Annotated in this window: 21 protein-coding genes and 1 pseudogene; 18 read left to right on the top strand and 4 right to left on the bottom strand. The window is 67.0% G+C overall.

Annotation, left to right across the window (positions count from 1 at the left end; all coding sequences use genetic code 11):
- The first annotated feature begins 171 nt into the window (after window positions 1-171).
- Window positions 172-954 carry a hypothetical protein gene (locus ACIRRA_RS00540; protein ID WP_402761157.1) on the top strand — a complete coding sequence of 261 codons (783 nt, stop codon included), beginning with the start codon at window positions 172-174 and terminating at the stop codon, window positions 952-954.
- A gap of 12 nt (window positions 955-966) precedes the next feature.
- Here ACIRRA_RS00540 and ACIRRA_RS00535 read toward each other — a convergent pair whose 3' ends face one another.
- Together ACIRRA_RS00535 and ACIRRA_RS00530 are read right to left on the bottom strand one after the other, a co-directional pair.
- A complete protein-coding gene (locus tag ACIRRA_RS00535) occupies window positions 967-1,386 on the bottom strand; it encodes a type II toxin-antitoxin system VapC family toxin (RefSeq protein WP_402761154.1) in 420 nt (139 codons plus the stop codon).
- Complete coding sequence (locus ACIRRA_RS00530) at window positions 1,379-1,663, bottom strand: type II toxin-antitoxin system Phd/YefM family antitoxin (protein ID WP_402761151.1); 285 nt, start codon at window positions 1,661-1,663, stop codon at window positions 1,379-1,381. The genes ACIRRA_RS00535 and ACIRRA_RS00530 overlap by 8 nt, the downstream gene beginning before the upstream one ends.
- A gap of 348 nt (window positions 1,664-2,011) precedes the next feature.
- Here ACIRRA_RS00530 and rpsH point away from each other — a divergent pair, with 348 nt between their 5' ends.
- From rpsH to ACIRRA_RS00470, 12 genes are all read left to right on the top strand, one after another.
- Window positions 2,012-2,410 (top strand): 30S ribosomal protein S8, encoded by a 399-nt coding sequence (gene rpsH, locus ACIRRA_RS00525; protein ID WP_040855371.1) that lies wholly within the window; start codon window positions 2,012-2,014, stop codon window positions 2,408-2,410.
- A 14-nt stretch (window positions 2,411-2,424) separates the two neighbouring features.
- Window positions 2,425-2,964: a 50S ribosomal protein L6 gene (gene rplF, locus ACIRRA_RS00520; protein WP_379437320.1), complete on the top strand. Its 540-nt coding sequence runs from the start codon at window positions 2,425-2,427 to the stop codon at window positions 2,962-2,964.
- 3 nt (window positions 2,965-2,967) lie between these two features.
- Window positions 2,968-3,375 carry a 50S ribosomal protein L18 gene (rplR, locus tag ACIRRA_RS00515; RefSeq protein WP_402761147.1) on the top strand — a complete coding sequence of 136 codons (408 nt, stop codon included), beginning with the start codon at window positions 2,968-2,970 and terminating at the stop codon, window positions 3,373-3,375.
- A 31-nt stretch (window positions 3,376-3,406) separates the two neighbouring features.
- Entirely contained in the window at window positions 3,407-4,054 is a 648-nt protein-coding gene (rpsE, locus tag ACIRRA_RS00510; protein WP_402761144.1) for a 30S ribosomal protein S5, read from the top strand.
- Between the two features lies 1 nt (window position 4,055).
- Window positions 4,056-4,235, top strand: coding sequence for a 50S ribosomal protein L30 (rpmD, locus tag ACIRRA_RS00505; RefSeq protein ID WP_154786029.1), 180 nt, complete (start codon window positions 4,056-4,058; stop codon window positions 4,233-4,235).
- Window positions 4,236-4,237: 2 nt separating this feature from the next.
- Window positions 4,238-4,681: a 50S ribosomal protein L15 gene (gene rplO, locus ACIRRA_RS00500; protein ID WP_354830509.1), complete on the top strand. Its 444-nt coding sequence runs from the start codon at window positions 4,238-4,240 to the stop codon at window positions 4,679-4,681.
- 168 nt (window positions 4,682-4,849) lie between these two features.
- Complete coding sequence (secY, locus tag ACIRRA_RS00495; protein WP_356996992.1) at window positions 4,850-6,172, top strand: preprotein translocase subunit SecY; 1,323 nt, start codon at window positions 4,850-4,852, stop codon at window positions 6,170-6,172.
- Entirely contained in the window at window positions 6,169-6,714 is a 546-nt protein-coding gene (locus ACIRRA_RS00490) for an adenylate kinase (RefSeq protein ID WP_356996993.1), read from the top strand. Before secY ends, ACIRRA_RS00490 begins: the two co-directional genes overlap by 4 nt.
- Window positions 6,715-7,515, top strand: a complete 801-nt coding sequence (gene map, locus ACIRRA_RS00485) for a type I methionyl aminopeptidase (protein WP_402761137.1) — start codon at window positions 6,715-6,717, stop codon at window positions 7,513-7,515.
- Between the two features lie 120 nt (window positions 7,516-7,635).
- Window positions 7,636-7,863 (top strand): CopG family transcriptional regulator, encoded by a 228-nt coding sequence (locus ACIRRA_RS00480; protein ID WP_402761134.1) that lies wholly within the window; start codon window positions 7,636-7,638, stop codon window positions 7,861-7,863.
- Between the two features lie 8 nt (window positions 7,864-7,871).
- The gene (locus ACIRRA_RS00475; protein WP_402762219.1) at window positions 7,872-8,276 is read left to right on the top strand and encodes a type II toxin-antitoxin system VapC family toxin; all 405 of its coding nucleotides are present in this window, start codon (window positions 7,872-7,874) and stop codon (window positions 8,274-8,276) included.
- Between the two features lie 160 nt (window positions 8,277-8,436).
- Window positions 8,437-8,850: a nuclear transport factor 2 family protein gene (locus ACIRRA_RS00470; protein WP_402761132.1), complete on the top strand. Its 414-nt coding sequence runs from the start codon at window positions 8,437-8,439 to the stop codon at window positions 8,848-8,850.
- 21 nt (window positions 8,851-8,871) lie between these two features.
- On the opposite strand, the gene ACIRRA_RS00465 is transcribed toward ACIRRA_RS00470, so the two are convergent.
- Both ACIRRA_RS00465 and dtd read right to left on the bottom strand, forming a co-directional pair.
- On the bottom strand, window positions 8,872-9,471 hold the full coding sequence (locus ACIRRA_RS00465; protein WP_402761130.1) for an AAA family ATPase: 600 nt from the start codon (window positions 9,469-9,471) through the stop codon (window positions 8,872-8,874).
- A gap of 36 nt (window positions 9,472-9,507) precedes the next feature.
- Window positions 9,508-9,951, bottom strand: coding sequence for a D-aminoacyl-tRNA deacylase (gene dtd, locus ACIRRA_RS00460; protein ID WP_402761129.1), 444 nt, complete (start codon window positions 9,949-9,951; stop codon window positions 9,508-9,510).
- A gap of 168 nt (window positions 9,952-10,119) precedes the next feature.
- On the opposite strand from dtd, the gene ACIRRA_RS00455 reads away from it, so the two are divergent.
- The 5 genes and pseudogenes from ACIRRA_RS00455 to ACIRRA_RS00435 form a co-directional block, all read left to right on the top strand.
- Window positions 10,120-12,216, top strand: coding sequence for a hypothetical protein (locus ACIRRA_RS00455; protein ID WP_402761127.1), 2,097 nt, complete (start codon window positions 10,120-10,122; stop codon window positions 12,214-12,216).
- Window positions 12,213-13,007: an ESX secretion-associated protein EspG gene (locus ACIRRA_RS00450; protein WP_402761125.1), complete on the top strand. Its 795-nt coding sequence runs from the start codon at window positions 12,213-12,215 to the stop codon at window positions 13,005-13,007. The genes ACIRRA_RS00455 and ACIRRA_RS00450 overlap by 4 nt, the downstream gene beginning before the upstream one ends.
- A gap of 118 nt (window positions 13,008-13,125) precedes the next feature.
- Complete coding sequence (locus ACIRRA_RS00445) at window positions 13,126-13,455, top strand: hypothetical protein (protein WP_402761123.1); 330 nt, start codon at window positions 13,126-13,128, stop codon at window positions 13,453-13,455.
- Entirely contained in the window at window positions 13,452-13,946 is a 495-nt protein-coding gene (locus tag ACIRRA_RS00440) for a YbaB/EbfC family nucleoid-associated protein (protein WP_402761121.1), read from the top strand. The genes ACIRRA_RS00445 and ACIRRA_RS00440 overlap by 4 nt, the downstream gene beginning before the upstream one ends.
- A gap of 29 nt (window positions 13,947-13,975) precedes the next feature.
- Window positions 13,976-18,875: pseudogene (locus tag ACIRRA_RS00435) on the top strand (hypothetical protein); the annotation flags it as partial.

Genomic DNA, 18,875 nt, shown 5'->3' with positions numbered 1-18,875 from the left:
GGCCCAACCCCCTTGCCATTCCATCGAATTCGCGCTTTGAACTGTCAGATTAACCGGACCGCACCGCGCACGGCATGGCGGAGCGGGGTCGACGATTGGTGGTCGTCGCCGCAGCACGCTAGCGTGGCGATTCGTCGGAAATGACGGGTTTGAATCGGGGGAGGATTCCGAATGCGTTGGGTGGTGGCCGTTTCGGCGCTGCTGTTGGCATTGCTCACGAGCGGGTGCGGGCTGATCGGCGGTTCCGCGAGTGCCGTCCAACAGGGCGATTGCCTGAAGAAGGCCGGCGACGACGGTTTCGACAGGGTCTCCTGCTCTTCATCGGATGCCGGATTCGTGGTCCTCGACCGCGCCGGCGCCGGCAAACAGCACGACAAGTGCGTCGACGTCGCGGGCACCGAATACGTCTACACCGACAAGGACAGCGGCTCGATCTGCGTGGGCATCAAGGGTGTCGACCCCGCCCACGCCGCGAACGCCGCCCAGAAGGGCGACTGCCTCACCGACACCGGCGGCAACAATGTCCAGGAGGCCGCCTGCACCGACCGCACCGCCGTCTACCGCGTCCTGGACCGCATCGCCACCACCGGTTTCATGCCGGACGCGGATTGCAAGAACGTCGCGGGCACCCAGACAACCTACAGCTACATCCTGAAGTCCAAGAAGGGCATCAATTCACTCGGTACCGGCGTCGTGTTCTGCCTGATCGCAAAGGATTCCGACGCAACCCGCACGATCGACAACGCCAAGGTCGGCGACTGCCTGAAGAAGACCGGCGCGAACGACGTCGAAATCGCCTCGTGCACAGCCCCCGACGCCGACTACAAAATCCTGAGTTCGGTCCTGGACAAGTCCCTGTGCGACACCGTCTCCGGCTCCACCGCCAGCTACACCTACCAACGCCCCGGCCTCCTGGTCCTCCCCACCACCTTCTGCCTCGGCGCGGCCCACTGACCTCCTCGCCGATCACACCGCTACGACGGTCAGCAAGGGCTCCAGCCCTTTGAAGTCGTCCGCGTTGCGCGTGAACAGCGGGAGATCGTTGGCCGAGGCGATGGCGGCGACCATCAAGTCCATGCGGCGTGGCTTGGGCCTACGGCCCGCTGCCACAACAAGTTTCGCCAGGGAGGTGAATCGCCGCGCGGCCGCGGTGCAGAACGGAAGCGCGTCGAAGCTGTGCTCGATCGCGAGCAGCCGCTCGGTGCGCAGTGCCAGCGCTGCGGGCGTGGACGCGACGGCGATTCCCATGCCCAGCTCAGCGAGGGTCACCGTGCTGATTCGTGCTCGCACAGGCAGCTCGGCATCGTCGATGGCATCGATATCGATGAGAACGCAGGTGTCCAACAGCCCCTCCGGGAGCCGGTCTGCGGACGCGGGTTCAGTCATCGAACCGGTCTTCGCCGAAAGCGGCATCGATCTCAGCGCGTTCCTCCGCGCTGTCGCCACTGCGTCCGATACCGGCCAAGCGAGCCTTGAGCTCGCTGACTGTCATGTCCCTCCGCGGAGAAATGGGCCGCAGTTCCCCGACCGGACGTCCGTTGCGGGTGATGACGAAGTCCTCGCCGGCTTCGAGTGCATCCATCACGCCCGCACTGCCGTTCCGCAGCTCTGCTTGCGTAATCGTTCTCGTCATCCGCCAAGGATAGCAATTGATGCTATGCATGGCTAGCGTAGTGCGCTGACGCCGTGTCGCGGTTCGTCGGTGTGCTGGACGGTGATGATTCTGGGAGAGGTGCTGTTCCCGGGTCGGATCGTCGTGTCACCGTCGCCGGTGGGTGTGACCGGGGCCTCGATTTGGCCGCTGATCAGCCCTTGTCTACACTAGACCGGTTGCTCGGGCACACCTGTGTCCGCACGCGCTTCGCGTGTGTGGCCTTTTTGCTCCGGGCGCAAGCGTTTTCTCCAGTCGGGCATCCCCGGCTGGACCGCCCCGAATTGTCGTAGGCCCACGACCGCCGATCTCAGACGGTGCTGAATGGGAACCGCGGCGAGAAAGGTACCGGTCAAACACATGACCATGACTGATCCGATCGCAGACTTTCTGACCCGTCTGCGCAACGCCAACTCGGCGTACCACGATCAGGTGAAGGCTCCGCACTCGAAGCTCAAGGCGAACATCGCCGAGATCCTCAAGCGTGAGGGCTACATCGCCGACTTCCGCACCGAAGATGCGACCGTCGGCAAGACCCTGGTCGTCGACCTGAAGTACGGCCCGAGCCGTGAGCGTTCCCTGCAGGGTGTGCGCCGCGTGTCGAAGCCGGGCCTCCGGGTCTACGCGAAGTCCACCAACCTGCCCAAGGTGCTCGGCGGCCTGGGCGTGGCGATCATCTCCACGTCCTCGGGTCTGCTCACTGACCGTCAGGCCAAGCAGCAGGGCGTGGGCGGCGAAGTCCTCGCCTACGTCTGGTAAGGGAGGTAGGAACAATGTCGCGTATCGGTAAGAAGCCGATCCCGGTTCCCGCCGGCGTCGAGGTGACCATCGACGGCCAGAGCATCACGGTGAAGGGTTCCAAGGGCACCCTCTCGCATGTGGTCGCCGAGCCGATCACCGTCGCCAAGGCCGAGTCGGGTGAGCTGGAGGTGGTCCGTCCCAACGACGAGCGCCAGAACCGCTCGCTGCACGGCCTGACCCGCACCCTGATCAGCAACATGATCGTGGGTGTGACGCAGGGCTACGAGAAGAAGATGGAAATCTTCGGCGTCGGTTACCGCGTGCAGGCCAAGGGCTCGAACCTCGAGTTCGCCCTGGGCTACAGCCACCCGGTTCCGGTCGACGCGCCCGAGGGCATCACCTTCGCAGTGGAGTCCCCGACCAAGTTCTCGGTGTCCGGCATCGACAAGCAGAAGGTCGGCCAGATCGCCGCGGTGATCCACGGCCTGCGTAAGCCCGATCCGTACAAGGGCAAGGGCATCCGCTACGCCGGCGAGGTCGTTCGCCGCAAGGTCGGAAAGACGGGTAAGTAAGCCATGGCACAAACCGAAAAGCAGAAGGCCGCTCGCAAGCCGATCGGCAAGGACGTCTCGACCGCGCGCCGCCTGTCCAAGACGCGTCGTCACTTCCGTCTGCGCAAGAAGGTCGTCGGCACCACCGCGCGTCCGCGCCTGGTGGTCAACCGCTCCGCGCGCCACATCCACGCCCAGCTGATCGACGACTCCGCCGGCAAGACCATTGCCGCCGCGTCGACCATCGAGGCCGATGTGCGTGCTCTCGAGGGTGACAAGTCCGCCAAGGGCGCCAAGGTCGGCGAGCTGATCGCCGCCCGCGCCAAGGCTGCCGGCGTCGAGGCGGTCGTGTTCGACCGTGGTGGTCACGACTACCACGGCCGTATCGCGGCGCTCGCCGATGCCGCCCGTGAAGGTGGGCTGAAGTTCTGATGATCAACACTGCGAACGAAGGGAACGTCTGATGCCGGGACGTCAGCGGCGTGACGGCGGAAGCAACGGTCCCGCCGGACAGAATAGTGGCAGCGAAAGCCGCGATCAGCGTGGTGGCGGTCGCGACCGCCGCGGCGGTAGCGATCGCCGGGACAATGCCGCCGAGAAGAACCAGCTCGAGCGCGTCGTCGCGATCAACCGCGTCTCCAAGGTCGTGAAGGGTGGTCGTCGCTTCAGCTTCACCGCCCTCGTGATCGTCGGTGACGGCAACGGTCTCGTCGGCGTCGGCTACGGCAAGGCCAAGGAAGTTCCCGCGGCCATCCAGAAGGGTGTCGAAGAGGCTCGCAAGAACTTCTTCCGCGTTCCGATGATCGGCTCCACCGTCACCCACCCGGTTCAGGGTGAGGCGGCTGCCGGTGTCGTCATGCTGCGTCCGGCTTCGCCCGGTACCGGTGTGATCGCCGGTGGCGCGTGCCGTGCCGTGCTGGAATGCGCGGGCATCCATGATGTTCTGGCCAAGTCGCTCGGTAGCGACAACGCCATCAACGTCGTGCACGCCACCGTTGCGGCTCTGAAGATGCTGCAGCGTCCCGAAGAGGTCGCCGCTCGCCGCGGTCTGCCGATCGAGGACGTGGCCCCGGCCGGCATGCTGCGTGCGCGCGCGGGACAGGGAGTCTGATATGGCACAGCTGAAAGTGACCCAGGTCAAGTCCAGCATCGGCGCCAAGGCGAATCAGCGGGAGTCGCTGCGCACCCTCGGGCTGCGTGGTATCCGCAAGTCCGTGGTGCGTGATGACAACGCGCAGAATCGCGGCCTGATCAACGTCGTGCGCCACCTCGTTCAGGTTGAGGAGGTCTAAGCATGACCATCAAGTTGCACCACCTGCGTCCTGCCCCGGGTGCCAAGACCGAGAAGACCCGTGTGGGTCGCGGTGAGGGCTCGAAGGGCAAGACCGCGGGCCGCGGTACCAAGGGTACGAAGGCTCGCAAGAATGTCCCGGTCCGCTTCGAGGGCGGTCAGATGCCGATTCACATGCGTCTGCCCAAGCTCAAGGGCTTCACCAACCCGTTCCGCACCGAGTACCAGGTCGTGAACGTCGGTGACATCGCCCGCGTGTTCCCCGAGGGCGGCACCATCGGCAAGGCCGAGCTGGTCGCCAACGGCCTCGTTCGCAAGAACGAGCTCGTGAAGGTGCTCGGCGAGGGCGAAATCGCTGTGGCCGTTCAGGTCTCGGCCGACAAGTTCTCCGGCTCCGCCAAGGAGAAGATCACGGCGGCGGGTGGCACTGCCACCGAGCTGGCCTGACGGTAACCTGAAATAGCAATGGCACCGGGCGAGTCGCGAGCTCGCCCGGTGCCGCTGTTAGAGTTCAAGTGTTGTCTGCCAACACCGTCATGGTTCTCGGCGTTTTTCGGCTAAACCAGCCCATCGCTGAATCCGTGGCCTGACCCATGTCGTTAGCCAGGAGGATCTGTGCTTTCCGCCTTCGTGTCGGCTTTCCGGACCCCGGACTTACGGCGGAAGATTCTCTTCACGCTGGGACTGATCGCGCTCTACCGGCTCGGTGCGTCGCTGCCCTCGCCGGGCGTCAGTTACAAGAACGTCCAGGAATGCATCAACCTGGTCAACGGCGGCAATGACGCCGGTATCTACCAGCTGATCAACCTCTTCTCCGGCGGCGCGTTGCTGCAGCTGTCCGTGTTCGCGATCGGCATCATGCCGTACATCACGGCGAGCATCATCATCCAGCTGTTGACGGTCGTCATCCCGCGGTTCGAGGAACTGCGCAAAGAAGGCCAGTCGGGTCAGAACAAGATGACCCAGTACACGCGGTATCTGTCGATCGCATTGGCCGTGCTGCAGTCGACCGGTCTGGTCGCGCTCGCCTCCCGCGGTCAGCTGCTGCGTGGCTGTCAGAAGGACATCCTGGACGACACCTCGATCTTCGGCATGATCATCATCGTGCTGGTCATGACCGCGGGCGCGGCCCTGGTCATGTGGTTCGGCGAGCAGATCACCGAGCGCGGCATCGGTAACGGCATGTCGCTGTTGATCTTTGCGGGTATCGCGGCGCGAGTTCCGTCGCAGGGCAAGCAGATCTACGACAGCCGTGGCCTGACCACCACCATTCTGGTCGGTTTCGCCGCACTGGTGGTCATCGTCGGCGTCATCTTCGTCGAGCAGGGCCAGCGCCGGATTCCGGTGCAGTACGCCAAGCGTGTGGTCGGCCGGAAGATGTACGGCGGGTCCTCGACCTATCTGCCGTTGAAGGTGAACCAGGCGGGTGTCATCCCGGTCATCTTCGCGTCCTCGCTGCTGTATCTGCCGAACCTGTTGGCGCAGTTGACCCAGAAGAGTTCCGGTAACCCTGCCAAGTGGCAGGAGCTGATCCAGAAGTACCTGGTCAACCCGAGTAACCCGGTCTACGTGGCGATCTACTTCGCCCTGATCGTGTTCTTCACCTACTTCTATGTCGCGATCACCTTCAATCCGGAGGAGCGCGCGGACGAGATGAAGAAGTTCGGCGGCTTCATTCCCGGCTACCGCCCGGGCAGGCCGACCGCCGATTACCTGAACTTCGTCCTGAGCCGGATCACCCTGCCCGGCTCGCTCTACCTCGGTGCTGTTGCTGTGCTACCGAACCTGCTGCTGGGTATCGGCTCCGGGGGTGGCGGCGTGTCCAGCCTGCCGTTCGGTGGTACCTCCGTGCTGATCATTGTGAGCGTCGGCCTCGATACCGTGAAACAGATCGAGAGCCAGTTGATGAACCGAAACTACGAAGGGTTCCTGAAGTGAGACTCGTACTGCTCGGACCGCCCGGTGCCGGTAAAGGCACCCAGGCCGAACTGTTGTCGGAAAAGCTCGGTGTTCCGCACATCTCCACCGGGAACCTCTTTCGCACGAATATCGCGGAGCAGACTCCGCTGGGCCGCGAGGCGCAGCAGTATCTGGATGCCGGCAACCTGGTCCCGTCGGACGTGACCAACCGCATGGTCGAGGCGCGCATCGCCGAGCCGGACGCAGTCAACGGCTTCATCCTGGACGGCTACCCGCGCACCGTGGATCAGGCCGAGGCGCTGGAGAAGATGCTCAAGGAGGCCGGCAAGGAGCTCGACGCCGTCATCTCCTTCGTGGTCGACGAGGACGTGGTGGTCGAGCGCATGCTGGCCCGCGGCCGCGGCGACGACACCGAAGAGGTCATCCGCAACCGCATGCGCGTCTACCGCGAGGAGACAGAGCCGCTGCTGGAGCACTACGACGGCCAGGTCGTCTCGGTCGAGGGTGTCGGCGATGTCGCCGAGGTCAACGAGCGGGCGCTGAAGGCCCTGGGTCGCTGAATGGTCTTCGGCCGCAAGAGCAAGCGGGTGGTGCCCTTCCGGACCGCCGGTGAACTGGACGCCATGGCGGCGGCCGGCGCTGTCGTCGGCCGCGCGCTGGTGGCGGTGCGAGCCGCCGCCAAGCCCGGCGTCTCGACCTGGGAACTGGACGAGGTGGCCGAGCAGGTCATCCGTGAGGCCGGGGCGATCCCGTCGTTCAAGGGCTACCACGGTTTCCCGGGTTCCATCTGCTCGTCGGTGAACGACCGAGTGGTGCACGGCATCCCGTCCAAGGACGAGATCCTCGCCGAGGGCGACCTGGTGTCCATCGACTGCGGCGCCATCCTCGAGGGCTGGCACGGCGATTCGGCGTGGACCTTCGGCGCCGGCACCCTCATCGAGGCGGACCGCCTGCTCAGCGAGGCGACCCGGCTCTCGATGGAGGCCGGCATCGCCGCCATGGTCCCGGGTAACCGGCTCTCGGACGTCTCGCACGCCATCGAGCAGGGCACCTACGCCGCCGAGAAGTTGCACGACCGCAAGTACGGCATCGTCTCCGGGTACGGCGGCCACGCCATCGGCCGCGAAATGCACATGGATCCGTTCCTGCCCAACGAGGGCGCACCCGGCAAGGGCCCCGAACTCCGCGTCGGCTCCGTCCTCGCCATCGAGCCCATGCTCACCCTCGGCACCACGGAAACCCATGAGCTGGACGACCATTGGACCGTCGTCACCGACGACGGCACCCGAGCCGCCCACTGGGAGCACACGGTCGCGGTCACCGAGCACGGCCCGCGCATCCTGACCCTGCGCCCGGAGTAGGACCTACGCCGATCTCATCACGCCCCGTTCCAATGTGCTGGAACGGGGCGTGACTCGTTTTGCTTGCCGCTGACTCTCTCGTCAGCAGATCCTCGGTGCTCGAAGGTATGCTGGCATACCATGAAGCGCACAACGGTGAAACTGCCGGACGAACTCGATGACCGGCTACGGCACGAGGCGCACGTGCGGGGCATCACCGTGTCCGAGTTGACCAGAGAGGCTCTCGCCCAGTACTTGTCCGCGCCCTCCGGGCGGCGGAAATTCGGAGCTGCGGCAGCCGGGCGCAGCGGTCGGTCCGATACCTCGAGCCGTATCGATGAGATTCTCGAGAGGGAGTGGGGACGATAGCTGCCTTGGTGGTCGACGCAGGTCCCCTGTACGCATACGTCGACGCGGACGACGCTCACCACGAAGCCTGCCTCGAGTTACTGCAGTCTCATCGCGGGCCGCTTGTGGTGCCGACCTTGGTGATTGCGGAGGCCGCGTATCTGATCGGCACACGATTGGGGGCCGAGGCGGAGGTTCGGTTTCTAGGCGATTTCGCCGAGGGGCTATTCAGCGTGGAACCGGTGCATCCTGCGGACTGGCTGCGGATCGCGGAACTCGTGGCGAAGTATCGCGACCTACCACTCGGAACCGCCGACGCATCAGTCGTCGCTGCCGCGGAGCGGAGAAACCTGACGCAGGTCGCGACCACAGACCGCCGCCATTTCTCCGTCGTACGTCCTCGTCATGCGGAGGGCTTCACCTTGCTCCCCTGACCGAACGTCGCTCCAATGGCTGTGCAAGGGACGGCGTTCCAGGCCTGACCGCCGCCCTGCCGACCTCGGCCCGCGAGTCGTGACCCATGCGGAATGGTGATGCTGGGTATGCGTGATTCTCGTTGGTCGCATAGCCGGGCTCACCCGTAACGTCGACCGTATGAGCACCGCGGAAAACAAAGAACTGATCCGAGCCGTCTTCGATCAGATGGCGCTGGGCAACCGTCGCGCCCTGAGCGACGCCATGTCCGACGATTGCCGCTGGACCTTTCCAGGATCCTGGTCCTGGTCGGGCACCTGGTCCCCGAAAAGCGCTGTGGTGCAGGGTCTCCTGCGTCCGCTGATGACCCAGTTCGCCGACGCCTACCGAATGGAGGCCGATCTGATCCTGGCCGACGGCGACCGCGTCGTGGTCCAGGCCCGCGGCTATGCCACCACGGTCTCCGGCGAGCCTTACCACCAGACCTACTGCCTGCTGTTCACACTGGCCGATGGCCTGATCACCGAGGTTGTGGAGCACTGTGACACGGCCCTGGTGGAGCGGGTCCTGAAACCGCTGACACCCGCGCCCTGACCCGGTCCGCTGACGGATCCGTCAGAACAGGCGAATATGCCTGATGCCCAACAGGACTCGGCGGAGTTCGGTGCGGAACCGGCCGTCGGTGTTCGGGGTCAGGGTGAGGCCGCAGGTGGTGGCGATCCGATCAGCGACCTCACGCAGCGTGAGCTCGTCGGTGTGGATGTGGTCGGCGAATTCGGGTGCGGCCAGCGCGTTCAGGCAATGGTCGACCCGCTCCACCGCGAAACTCTCGTGCCGCAACCCGCCCAGCGCGCGCTCGCGCAGCCGTCGCACCACGGTCTCGGGCCGCGCCATCAGCGCGAAATGCCGTACCTCATGCCCCTTTTCACGCAACCGCCCGACCGTCTCCGCGAAGTAGGCCGGCTCGACCACGGTCATCGGCGCGATCACCGGCCCGTCATGCTTGCTCAACACCAGATCGAGCGTCTCGAAAACGCCCTGCCGCCAGGCGGGTAGATCCTGAAAGTCCCCCCGCAACTCCCTGGGGAGGACCCGGTGCAGCCCGAATCCGACCTCTTCGGGATCGCACACCACACTCCCGGGCAACCGCCGATGCAGTTCGTACGCGGTGTGCGTCTTTCCTCCACCGAAGGGCCCATTGATCCACAGCAGCATGCCTGCCACCCTAGCCGCGGGGGTTATTGTCCCTGGTCAGCTTTCGAGCAGGATGGTGACGGGGCCGTCGTTGACGAGCTCGACATGCATATGCGCCCCGAACCGCCCGGTGGCGACCGTCGCACCGAGTGCGCGCAGGGCGGCGGCGAACGTGTCCACCAGCGGTTCCGCGATCGGCCCGGGGGCGGCGGCGTTCCACGAGGGGCGACGGCCCTTGGTGGTATCGGCGTAGAGGGTGAACTGACTGATCACCAAAATCGGCGCACCCAGATCAGCGGCGGATCGCTCCCCGTCGAGGATCCGCAACCGGAACAGCTTGTCGGCCAGCGTCTTCGCCGTCGCCTCGGTATCGGTGTGAGTGACCCCGACCAGGGCTACCAGCCCGTGGACCGCGCCGTGTGCGCCGGGATCGATCCGCCCGACCACTTCGCCGTCCACCGTCACCTGCGCTGATGTGACCCGCTGCACCAGTACCCGCATGGTTCGCGATCTTTCCAGACGGCCTCCGCCGGGCGGCGGTCGCCGTTCGGAGTTACTGTTGAGCGCCCGTGCATGCCCCGAATTTCCTTGTGCGCCACCGGTAGTTCACGACAGTAGGCTGTGCTGGCACGGACATCTGAAAACTGGGCGGAGTGGCAGTAGTTACCGATGGCACCTGACACAAGTAAAGACAACACGGCTTGGCCTGGGCTGAAGCAGCAGGCGGACCAGGGCGCCCTGAAGTATGACCCCGGCGCCGCCGAACAGGGCGCGCAGTACTGTTCGGACCTGATCGGCCAGTTGCTGTATCTGAAGAACATCGCCAAGGGCAATGGCCTCGACAGTCTCGGCCCGATCGGCAGTCTCTCCTCCGGCAAGCTGATGGGCAGCGAGTTCAACAAGTCCGGCACCGCACTGCTGAATGTCTTCGACATCCATGTCGCCATCCTCACCGATATGGGGAACACCTTCGAGGCGGCGGGCAAGGAGTACATCAAGCAGGACGGCGAGAACGCCGACAACTTCAAGGGTCTCAATACCCAGATCACGGATACGGCGACGGCTCTGGCGGGTGTGAATCCACCGGCGCCCGAGAAGGCGCCGACCGGTTCCTTCGACGTCAAGTTCCCCGACAATCTGAAGACCTTCCAAGGCGATTCGGGCAAGACCAAGGTCGGCGTCGATGTGCACATCGAGAACTCGTCGGCGATGACCTGGAACCAGCTCTACAACCTCGGCCAAGCGCTGAAACCGGACCCGTATGCCACCGCCGGCGGAGTATGGAAGTGGCTCGCCGATCAGGTCGACAGCTACATCGGTGATTTCTCGAACAATATTCAGTCGCTGAGCGGTTCGTGGTCGAGTCCGGTGGCGGGCGGCGCCGACGCCGCGCAGGCCGCAGTGCAGCGCTACTGCGACGATCTCGGGCCGTTGACGGATGTCATGCGGACCACCGGCGCGCTGCTGGAGTACACGTCGGGCTGGATGGCGCAGACCAAGAACAACATGCCCCTGGAATCCGCGCCGGACGACACCATGTACTGGACGACCGGTGTCAACGCCTACGGCGTCTACCAGACTCCGACGTTCGGCGACGGGTCCTTCAATCTGCCGACGTACCAGCAGAATTTCGCCAATTACTACTGCCAGCCGTTGAAGGACACCGCGTCCACGCTCCCGGTGGTTCCGGGCCCGACGGCGGTGCAGCCGCAGAAGCCCGACAACGGCGGAGATAACGGTGGTAATAACGGCGGCAACAATGGTGGCAATAACGGCGGCAACAACGGTGGGAACAACGGCGGCAGCAACGGTGGCAGCAACGGTGGCTCGAACGCCGGTGGGTCCAACGCCGGCGGCTCCGATGGCGGTGGCACCAAGAGCCAGTACAAGGCCCCCAATATTCCGCCCTTGAAGGACACGTCCGATCGGAACGGCACCAACCCGAACGGGACGAATCCCAACGGCACCAACCCGAATGGCACCAACCCGAATGGGACGAATCCCAACGGCACCAACCCGAATGGGACGAATCCCAACGGGCAGACTCCTTCCACCAACCCGTCCGGCAACGCTCCGAGTTCTCCCGGCACCTCCGTGCCGCAGTCCACACCGTCCACCAGCTCCACCGGCTCGGGCTCGGACGGGCTGTCCACCATCGCGAGCACGCTGAGCTCGCTGGCCGGTGTGGCGTCGAGCGGCTTGCAGGGGCTGTCCTCGCTGGGCACGGTGTTCCAGCAGATGCAATCCGCCTTGAGCACGGGCGATATCGCCAAGCTGGCCGAGGCGCTCGGGGTGCCGCAGGACACGGTGACCAATGCGCTCACCGCTATCGAGGCGTCGCCGGACAAGCTGAACCAGTTGAAGCAGCTGCTCGGTCTGCCCACCGATCCCACCCAGGCCGCCACGCCCACCACCACGCCCACGACGACGCCGGTCACCACGCCCATGGGCGCGGCCATCCCGACGCCCGCGAGCGCGCAGGCGGCCGGAGTGCCGTCGTTCACCAACCTGTTCGGTGGCGACACCGTGCTCGGCGGCGGTGTGTTGCCGGACGGCGGCATGGTGCACGCCGATCTGGATCACGGCGGACTGGTTCGTGCGGGTCTGGAGCAGGACGGCACGGTGCAGACGGTGGGTCTGACCGCCGCGCCCGTGCAGGTCGTGGTGACCGAAACCAGCACCGCCGGAGCCGAACCCGCGCAGCCCGACTTCGTCGACGCGTTGACCCACACGCTGGAGGCGCGGATTCCGGTGGTCGAGGGGTGACCCACTGGGAGTTCACCGACGACGAGTTCCAGGTGCTGAGTGTGCAGTACCTGGACGGGGTACTGCCCGCGCCGTTGACCTATCTCAGTCGCACTCCGCTGCTCGCCGATTACGAGCGTGAGGTCGCCGAGATCCGCGAGCGGCTGGATCGCGAACTGGGCTCGGATTTCCGGCAGGCGATGCGGGTGGTGGCACGTCCTGAGGTGTGGATCGGGTTGCGCGCCAGCCTGGATGGCGCGTTCGGCGATCCGGCCAAGGTGATCCGTATGCACGGTGCGCGGCTGGGCCGGCGGGCGCTGCTACTGCGTCAGGAGGCCGGTGAGACGTTCGAGCACGGCGGGAATGTCACTGTGCTGGAGTGTGATCCGGAGGAATTGCCCGGCTTGCTGGTGGCGCAGTTGCCGGCGGCGAAAGCCGGCCGTCGGACGGCGATTCCCATTGTCGGCGCGGCGCCGGTGGCGCCGGATCCGTACGCTTCGCAGGGGTCCGGCGCCTTCGACAGTTTCGATGAGACGGACGAATCGGCAACCGTCGCATTCCTTTCCGAGCCGGTCACGCTCGCGGGGTCGGTGCGGGTGGCGCAGGCGCGATCCAAGTACGGCCCGCGCGGGCTCACCGGAATGGCTTTGGATTGGCGGGACGTGGCCGATGACGGTCGCTACCTCATCGACTTGGCTCAGCCCGAGCTGCTGGCCGTGAGCGTGGACGCCCGGCAGTTCACCGACCGGATCGCCGGGACCGTGGCGCAGATCATCGAGCAGATGGAGTGGCGCGGCGAATACGACGAGTGATCGCCGGGGCGGCGCGGTGCTTCCGCGCCGCCGGTGATCGCTCACGCCGCCCGAATCGGCACCCGCCGTTAAGATTCCGGCTACTGAGTGGTTGCCCAGGGCTGACAAGGTCAATGCCATGAGTGGTCGGTTGGAGTCGTACCATGACTTGCTGGTGACCGCGTCGCGGGCGACCGGGGTGGTGCGAGACGGGATCCAGGGTGTCGTGCACACTCTCGAGTCCAGTGCCGACGCACTCGGGACGCCTTGGGGCAGCGACAGTCTCGGCAGCCAGTTCGCCAATGGCGCACAGGGCTACCTGGCCAGCTCGAAGAACATTCGCGACGGCGCCAAGAACATGGCCGGAACCTTCGCGAATTTCTCCACGTCGCAGCAGGCTTCGGCCGACAAGCTGCTGCAGACCGAGCAGGCCAATGCCGACGCCTTCAACGGTGTGGCGCAGGCATGAGCAATGAGCAGGCCAAGGCCGATCTCGCGGAGATCCTGGACGGTTTCGCCAACCAGATGCGGGTCATCACTCAGTTGCAGCGCGAGCGCGCGGCGCTGACCGTCTCGGCGACGGTGCGCGGCAAGCGGGTCACCGTCACGGTGAACGCAGACGGCACCGTGATCGAGACCCGATTCGGTTCCGGCATAGAGGATCTCGGCTATGCGGAGATCGCCAAGGCGGTGACGGAGGCGGCGCAGCAGGCGGCCGCTGAGGTGGCGCGGCGGGGCCGCGACATCATGGCCCCGGTCTCGCAGAACCGGAACCGGCTGCCCAAGCTGACCGATATCGTGCCCGGAATGCCGGATCTCAGTAAGCAATTGGCGATTCCGGAGCCGCCGGTGGTGTCGACCGCGCCCCCGAAGTCGCCCGAACGGCTGGGCGGGTTCCAGGAACCGGCGATCGAGACCGTGGAGCCGCGGCACGGCGGGGCCACCGATTCCGGATGGTAATGCGAACTCGCGGGGTGGGGTAGCGCCGCATGGCTCTCGAGCTGCCCTCGGAACTCGAATGGCTGGGCTGGATCGTCGGGGTGCAATGGCCCGACGGCAACGAAGACCAGATGTGGGACCTGGCGAACTATTGGAAGTCCGCCGCCGACGGTCTGCGCGGCCAGGTGTCCAACATGGACGACGCCAAGTACAAGACGCTGGCGGCGTACGTGGACGGCGATGGTCGCGATGCCATGGCCAAGCAGTTCGACAATATGGCCGGGGTCGGCGGTAAGCAGGACGGCAATACCTCCATTCTGGATCTCGCGGGCTTCTACGACCAGATCGGTGAATCGGTGCACGACACCGGCACCGAGATCGAGTCGACCAAGCTCATGTTCTATTCGTCGCTGGCCATGCTGGCGTTCGAAATGGCCGCGGCGTGGATCTTCCCGCCCACCGCGCCGGCCGCGGAGGCGGCGGCGCAGGCGGCCACCCGCATCGCGGTACGCATCATCGGCCGGGAGGCGGTCGAGCGGATCGCGACCTATGCCGCCAAGATGCTGGGCTCGTCGCTGGCGAAGTTCATGGTGCGCCACTTCGTGCTCGACGCCGGTCTCGGTGTGCTGCAGGAAGCCGGTATCGAGGGTTACCAGATCGCCGCCGGGCATCGCAGCGGTTTCGACTGGACCAAGATCGGTGTCACCGCGGTCAGTTCGGCCGCGGGCGGTATCGCGGGTGGCAAGGTCGGCAAGGCGCTGGGCGAGCATTTCGAGAGCTCCGCGGTCAATCACTATCTGGCCGCAGCCATTACCGGCACCACCGCCGGATTGGCCGGCGGCGGAGCGGGATTCCTGGCCGGCACCGCGACGCAGTTCGGGGTGGACGCGTACCAGCACGGCTGGGGCGACGCGTTCAAGAACGCGGGCAACGCCTTCACCAATTTCGATCCGCGCATGCTGACCGGTGGTGTCGCCAATGGCGGCATATCGGGTCTGAATCATGCCGCCTCGCATGACTTCTGGGGTCCGCGAGTGGCCCGCATGCGTGCGGGGGTCAGCCCCGATATGGCGAATATCGGTGCGGTCCACGATCCGGGCATCAGTGCTGGAAACTCCACTGGCGGCGGCCATTTCGGCGGCAGCGACAATGGCGTGCCCGCGAGTCACGCCGGTGGCGGGCACACGTCGGCCGGTGCCGATGCCGGCGGCGACAACGGCGGTGGTACCAGCGGCGGTCGGACCGGTGTGGGAGATACCGGCGGATCCAGCATGCACCCGGCCGGATTCTCCGGTGACACCACCGATTCGGGTGCCGCCGCTCACGACAACGGCGACGGCAGCACCGCCCGCCCAGAGGGTGGCGACCAGGGCGGTTACGGCGGCTCCGATTCCCGTTCGCCCGCCGACCGCGGGACCGAACCCACCGACACCGGCGCGACCGGAGGCGGCGACCACGGCTCCCAGCCGAGCACCGCAGCCGACGGCGCCCCGGCCGGGCACGCCCCCGCCGACACCGGCGCGCAGCCGCAGGTCGGCGTGCATGAAAACACCGGTGGCTCGGTCGAATCCGGAGTCCAAGCCGGACAGCACGACGTCCCCGCCCCGGCCTCCGCCCCCGTGGGCACCGGCGGCGCCGCCCCCGGCGACCTCGGAAACTCCTCGGGGCCGGGCAATACCGCCCCGGCCTCCGCCCCCGCGAACTCCGCTCCCGCCTCGACTTCCGGCGGCTCCGCTCCGGCTTCGGGCTCGAGCACCCAGTCGGCCTCCACCGGTGGCGCGTCGACCGCTGCCGCCGACGCTGGCGCCCGCACGTCCGGCACCGGATCCACCGACCCGTCCGCCACCTCCGGGGGCGCGCCCGCATCCGCCGGTCCCGCCGATTCGACCACGCCGGTGGCGCCCGCGGCCAGCAGCCCGGACGCCGCTGCGAGCCCGCCCGCCGAACCGCGTGCCGCCATGGCGGGCGCCGCGGGCACATCCGCTCCGGGCGCCTCAGCGGCTCCGCACGACGCGGCCGCGGCACCGGCTGTGCCCGGCTCGGACCGGTCGGAACCGTCGATCGCCGCCTCCTCCAACGGATCTCAGGCTCCGGGCACCTCGGCCCCGGCCACGGCGGGCAGCGGCACCACGGCGCCCGGCAGCCCCTCGACCGCCGCACCCCAACACGGCACGGCTACCGCGCCCGACGCGCGAAGCTCCTCCGATACTCCGCGCGCCACCCCCGACGCTCGCGCCACCAGCCCGGTCCGAGCCGGGGACGGCAGCGGTGTCCGCGCCGATGCCCCGCGCGCCGACGCCGCCCGCCCCCAGGGCCCCGATGCCCGCCCCACCGGCACGGAAGCGCGCCCGACCGGCGCCGAAGCCCGCCCGGCGGGCGCCCAGGCCCGTGGCGAGACCCCGGACGCCAACGCCGGTCGTCCGCACGAGACGGCCGAACCGATCTCCGGGCGGCCCGACGCGGAACCCATTGCCGCTCAGTCGGAATCGAACGGAACTCAGCCATCGGACGCTGCCGGCCAGCACCTCGATGGCGCCTCGTCCGCCGACTCGAATGCCAGCCCGGAGCCCGGAACCCACGACCCGTCAGCCCCGGATACGGGCATAGCCGACGGCCGCGCAGGCTTGGATTCCACCGCCGATCCGGCCACACCCGGCGAGGAGCCCAGTCCGGCAAGAGATTCGGAGTCTCCCTCCGAGCCGGCCGTAGGCGACAACAGCGAGACCCGCGACCCCGCGTCGCCCGCGAACGACCCTGCCGCGCCCGCCGCTGACCCGGCCGCCCGACCGGACGCTGAACACCCTGCGGAACAGTCGAATTCACGAGACGGCGAGCCGGAATCGAGCCGGTCCGCTGACGAGTCCGACCCCGCTGCCGCTCGCGATCCCGAGTCGCCCGCCGATACCGCGCACGACCCCGATCCCGCGGGTGCGCTCGATCATTCGGGCGAGGAGCCGGGTTCGGCACGGGAGGCGGACCCGCACTCCGACGCCGAACCGCAGCACGGTGATCCGGCCTCCGAACACCCTGTGGAGCAACCGGATTCGGACGCACCGGCACACGCGGACGGCTCCGTTCCGGCTGTGCACGATTCGGACTCCGCGCGTGATCACGAGATCGGTCGTGACTCGGAGCCGGTGTCCGAAATTCCTTCGCAGCGTGACGAATCTGCGGTGAGTGCGGATGATCCGGCGCGTGGTGAGGCTGATCCCGCTGTGCAGCATGAGGAATCGCCGCGGCAGGTTGATGAATCCGCGCATGACGGTGCGGCCGAGCGGGCGGGCGAGCCCGGGGAACACCCGGAATCCCGTGACTCTGTGCATGATCCGGCGGAGTCCCGGCCGGATGAACCGGAGCGCGGCACGGGGCGGCACCCGTCCGAGCAGCATCCGTCGGGGCAGCACGCGGAGACCGGCAAGCCGGAGGAGCGTGCGCAGGACGGTTCGCACTCGGACGTCCGGCACGAATCCGATGGTGCGCAAGACGGTTTGCTGGTCGCGCCGGTGGCGCTGGGCGATCACCCGCTCGGGCGTTCGGGCGGGACCGGGGAGCATCGTGCCCCGACCGGTGAGCGGCGGGCCGACGCCCCGGAGAGTGGACGCCGGAGCGAGCGGCCCACCTCGGAGGTCCGGCCGAGCGAACGTCGTGACGGGCAGCCTGCGCGTGGCGACGGGGCGGCCGAGCACCCCGGTTCGGTGCGGGAACCCGGTGCGCACGCGGGATCCGCGCACCCCGACGAGGCACCCGATCACGCTGCGCCGCAATCGGATCCGGCCAAGGCGACCGACGGGCACCCGAACCGCGGGCGGTGCGGTGAGCTGGCCCTGAAACTGCTGCGCCAGCTGACCGGCAATGATTCGATCCGGATTCCGGATCGGGTTCCCGGTCATGAGGGCATGAGCGTGTCGGAAGTGGTCGCGAAGGCGGGCGGCAAGCTGCGCCGCTACGACGACCACCAGGCGATCGCGGATCGGCTGCTGGAGTTGGGCTCTGGTTCGTCCGCGCTGGTCATCGACCATTACGCCGGTCCCGCCGATGAGCACGGCGTCGGCGGCCACGCCTATCTGCTGGTCAATGAGGACGGCAAGATCGTGGTGAAGGATCCGGCGGCGGGCCGTGAGCACGGCTTCCCGCCCGAGATCCCCCGCGAGACCGAGGGCACGCGCGCGATCCTTTTCGGGGACGACGGCAAACCGGTGGATCCGCTCGACGAGCAGACCCGGCACCTGCTGGATCCGACCAATGCGCGGCACGGCGGGCACGGGGCGAAGGGCAAGCCCGAGCAGGAGCCGGCCGACATCCACACCCAGATCGTGCGTGGTCACGACATCGCCCAGCACGAGCTGCGGAAGGCGATCGCCAACCTGGAGAAGACGACCGGCCTGAAGGTCACCGAATCCGACCTGACCCCGGCCAAACTCGACGACACCATGCGGGACCTCGAGGGCCGCGAGCTGAAGGTGAAGAAGGGCGCGGACCCGGAGGCGGCCTTCACCAAATTGCGGGACGCCGCAACGGGATTGCACCGCGCCGACACCTTGACGCGCGCGCTGATCGACGCGGACCTGGCCCACGCGGCGGACGTGGCGCATACCGCCGCCGACCCGCTCGCTCCGTCGAAGACGTTCGAACAGCCCCATGAGCCCGCGTCGGAGCGGGAGAAGTCGGCCGGTTCGGAGCGGGAGGGTGAGTCCGAGGGTATTCCGATCGAGGAGCGTCGGTGGGTTGCTCCGGAGGAGCGGTCGGATCTTCGTGTTCAGGGCGAGAAGCTCGGTGAAGTAGCTTTTCCGGAATCGCATGCGGGGGAATTGGATACGTCCGCGTCGGAGCGGGGGAAGTCGGCCGGTTCGGGGCCGGAGGGTGAGTCCGAGGGTATTCCGATCGAGGAGCGTCGGTGGGTTGCTCCGGAGGAGCGGTCGGATCTTCGTGTTCAGGGCGAGAAGCTCGGTG

This window comes from Nocardia sp. NPDC101769 (assembly GCF_044766925.1).
In the GTDB taxonomy this organism is placed as follows: Bacteria; Actinomycetota; Actinomycetes; order Mycobacteriales; family Mycobacteriaceae; genus Nocardia.
This window is presented reverse-complemented; position numbering and strand designations above follow the sequence as displayed.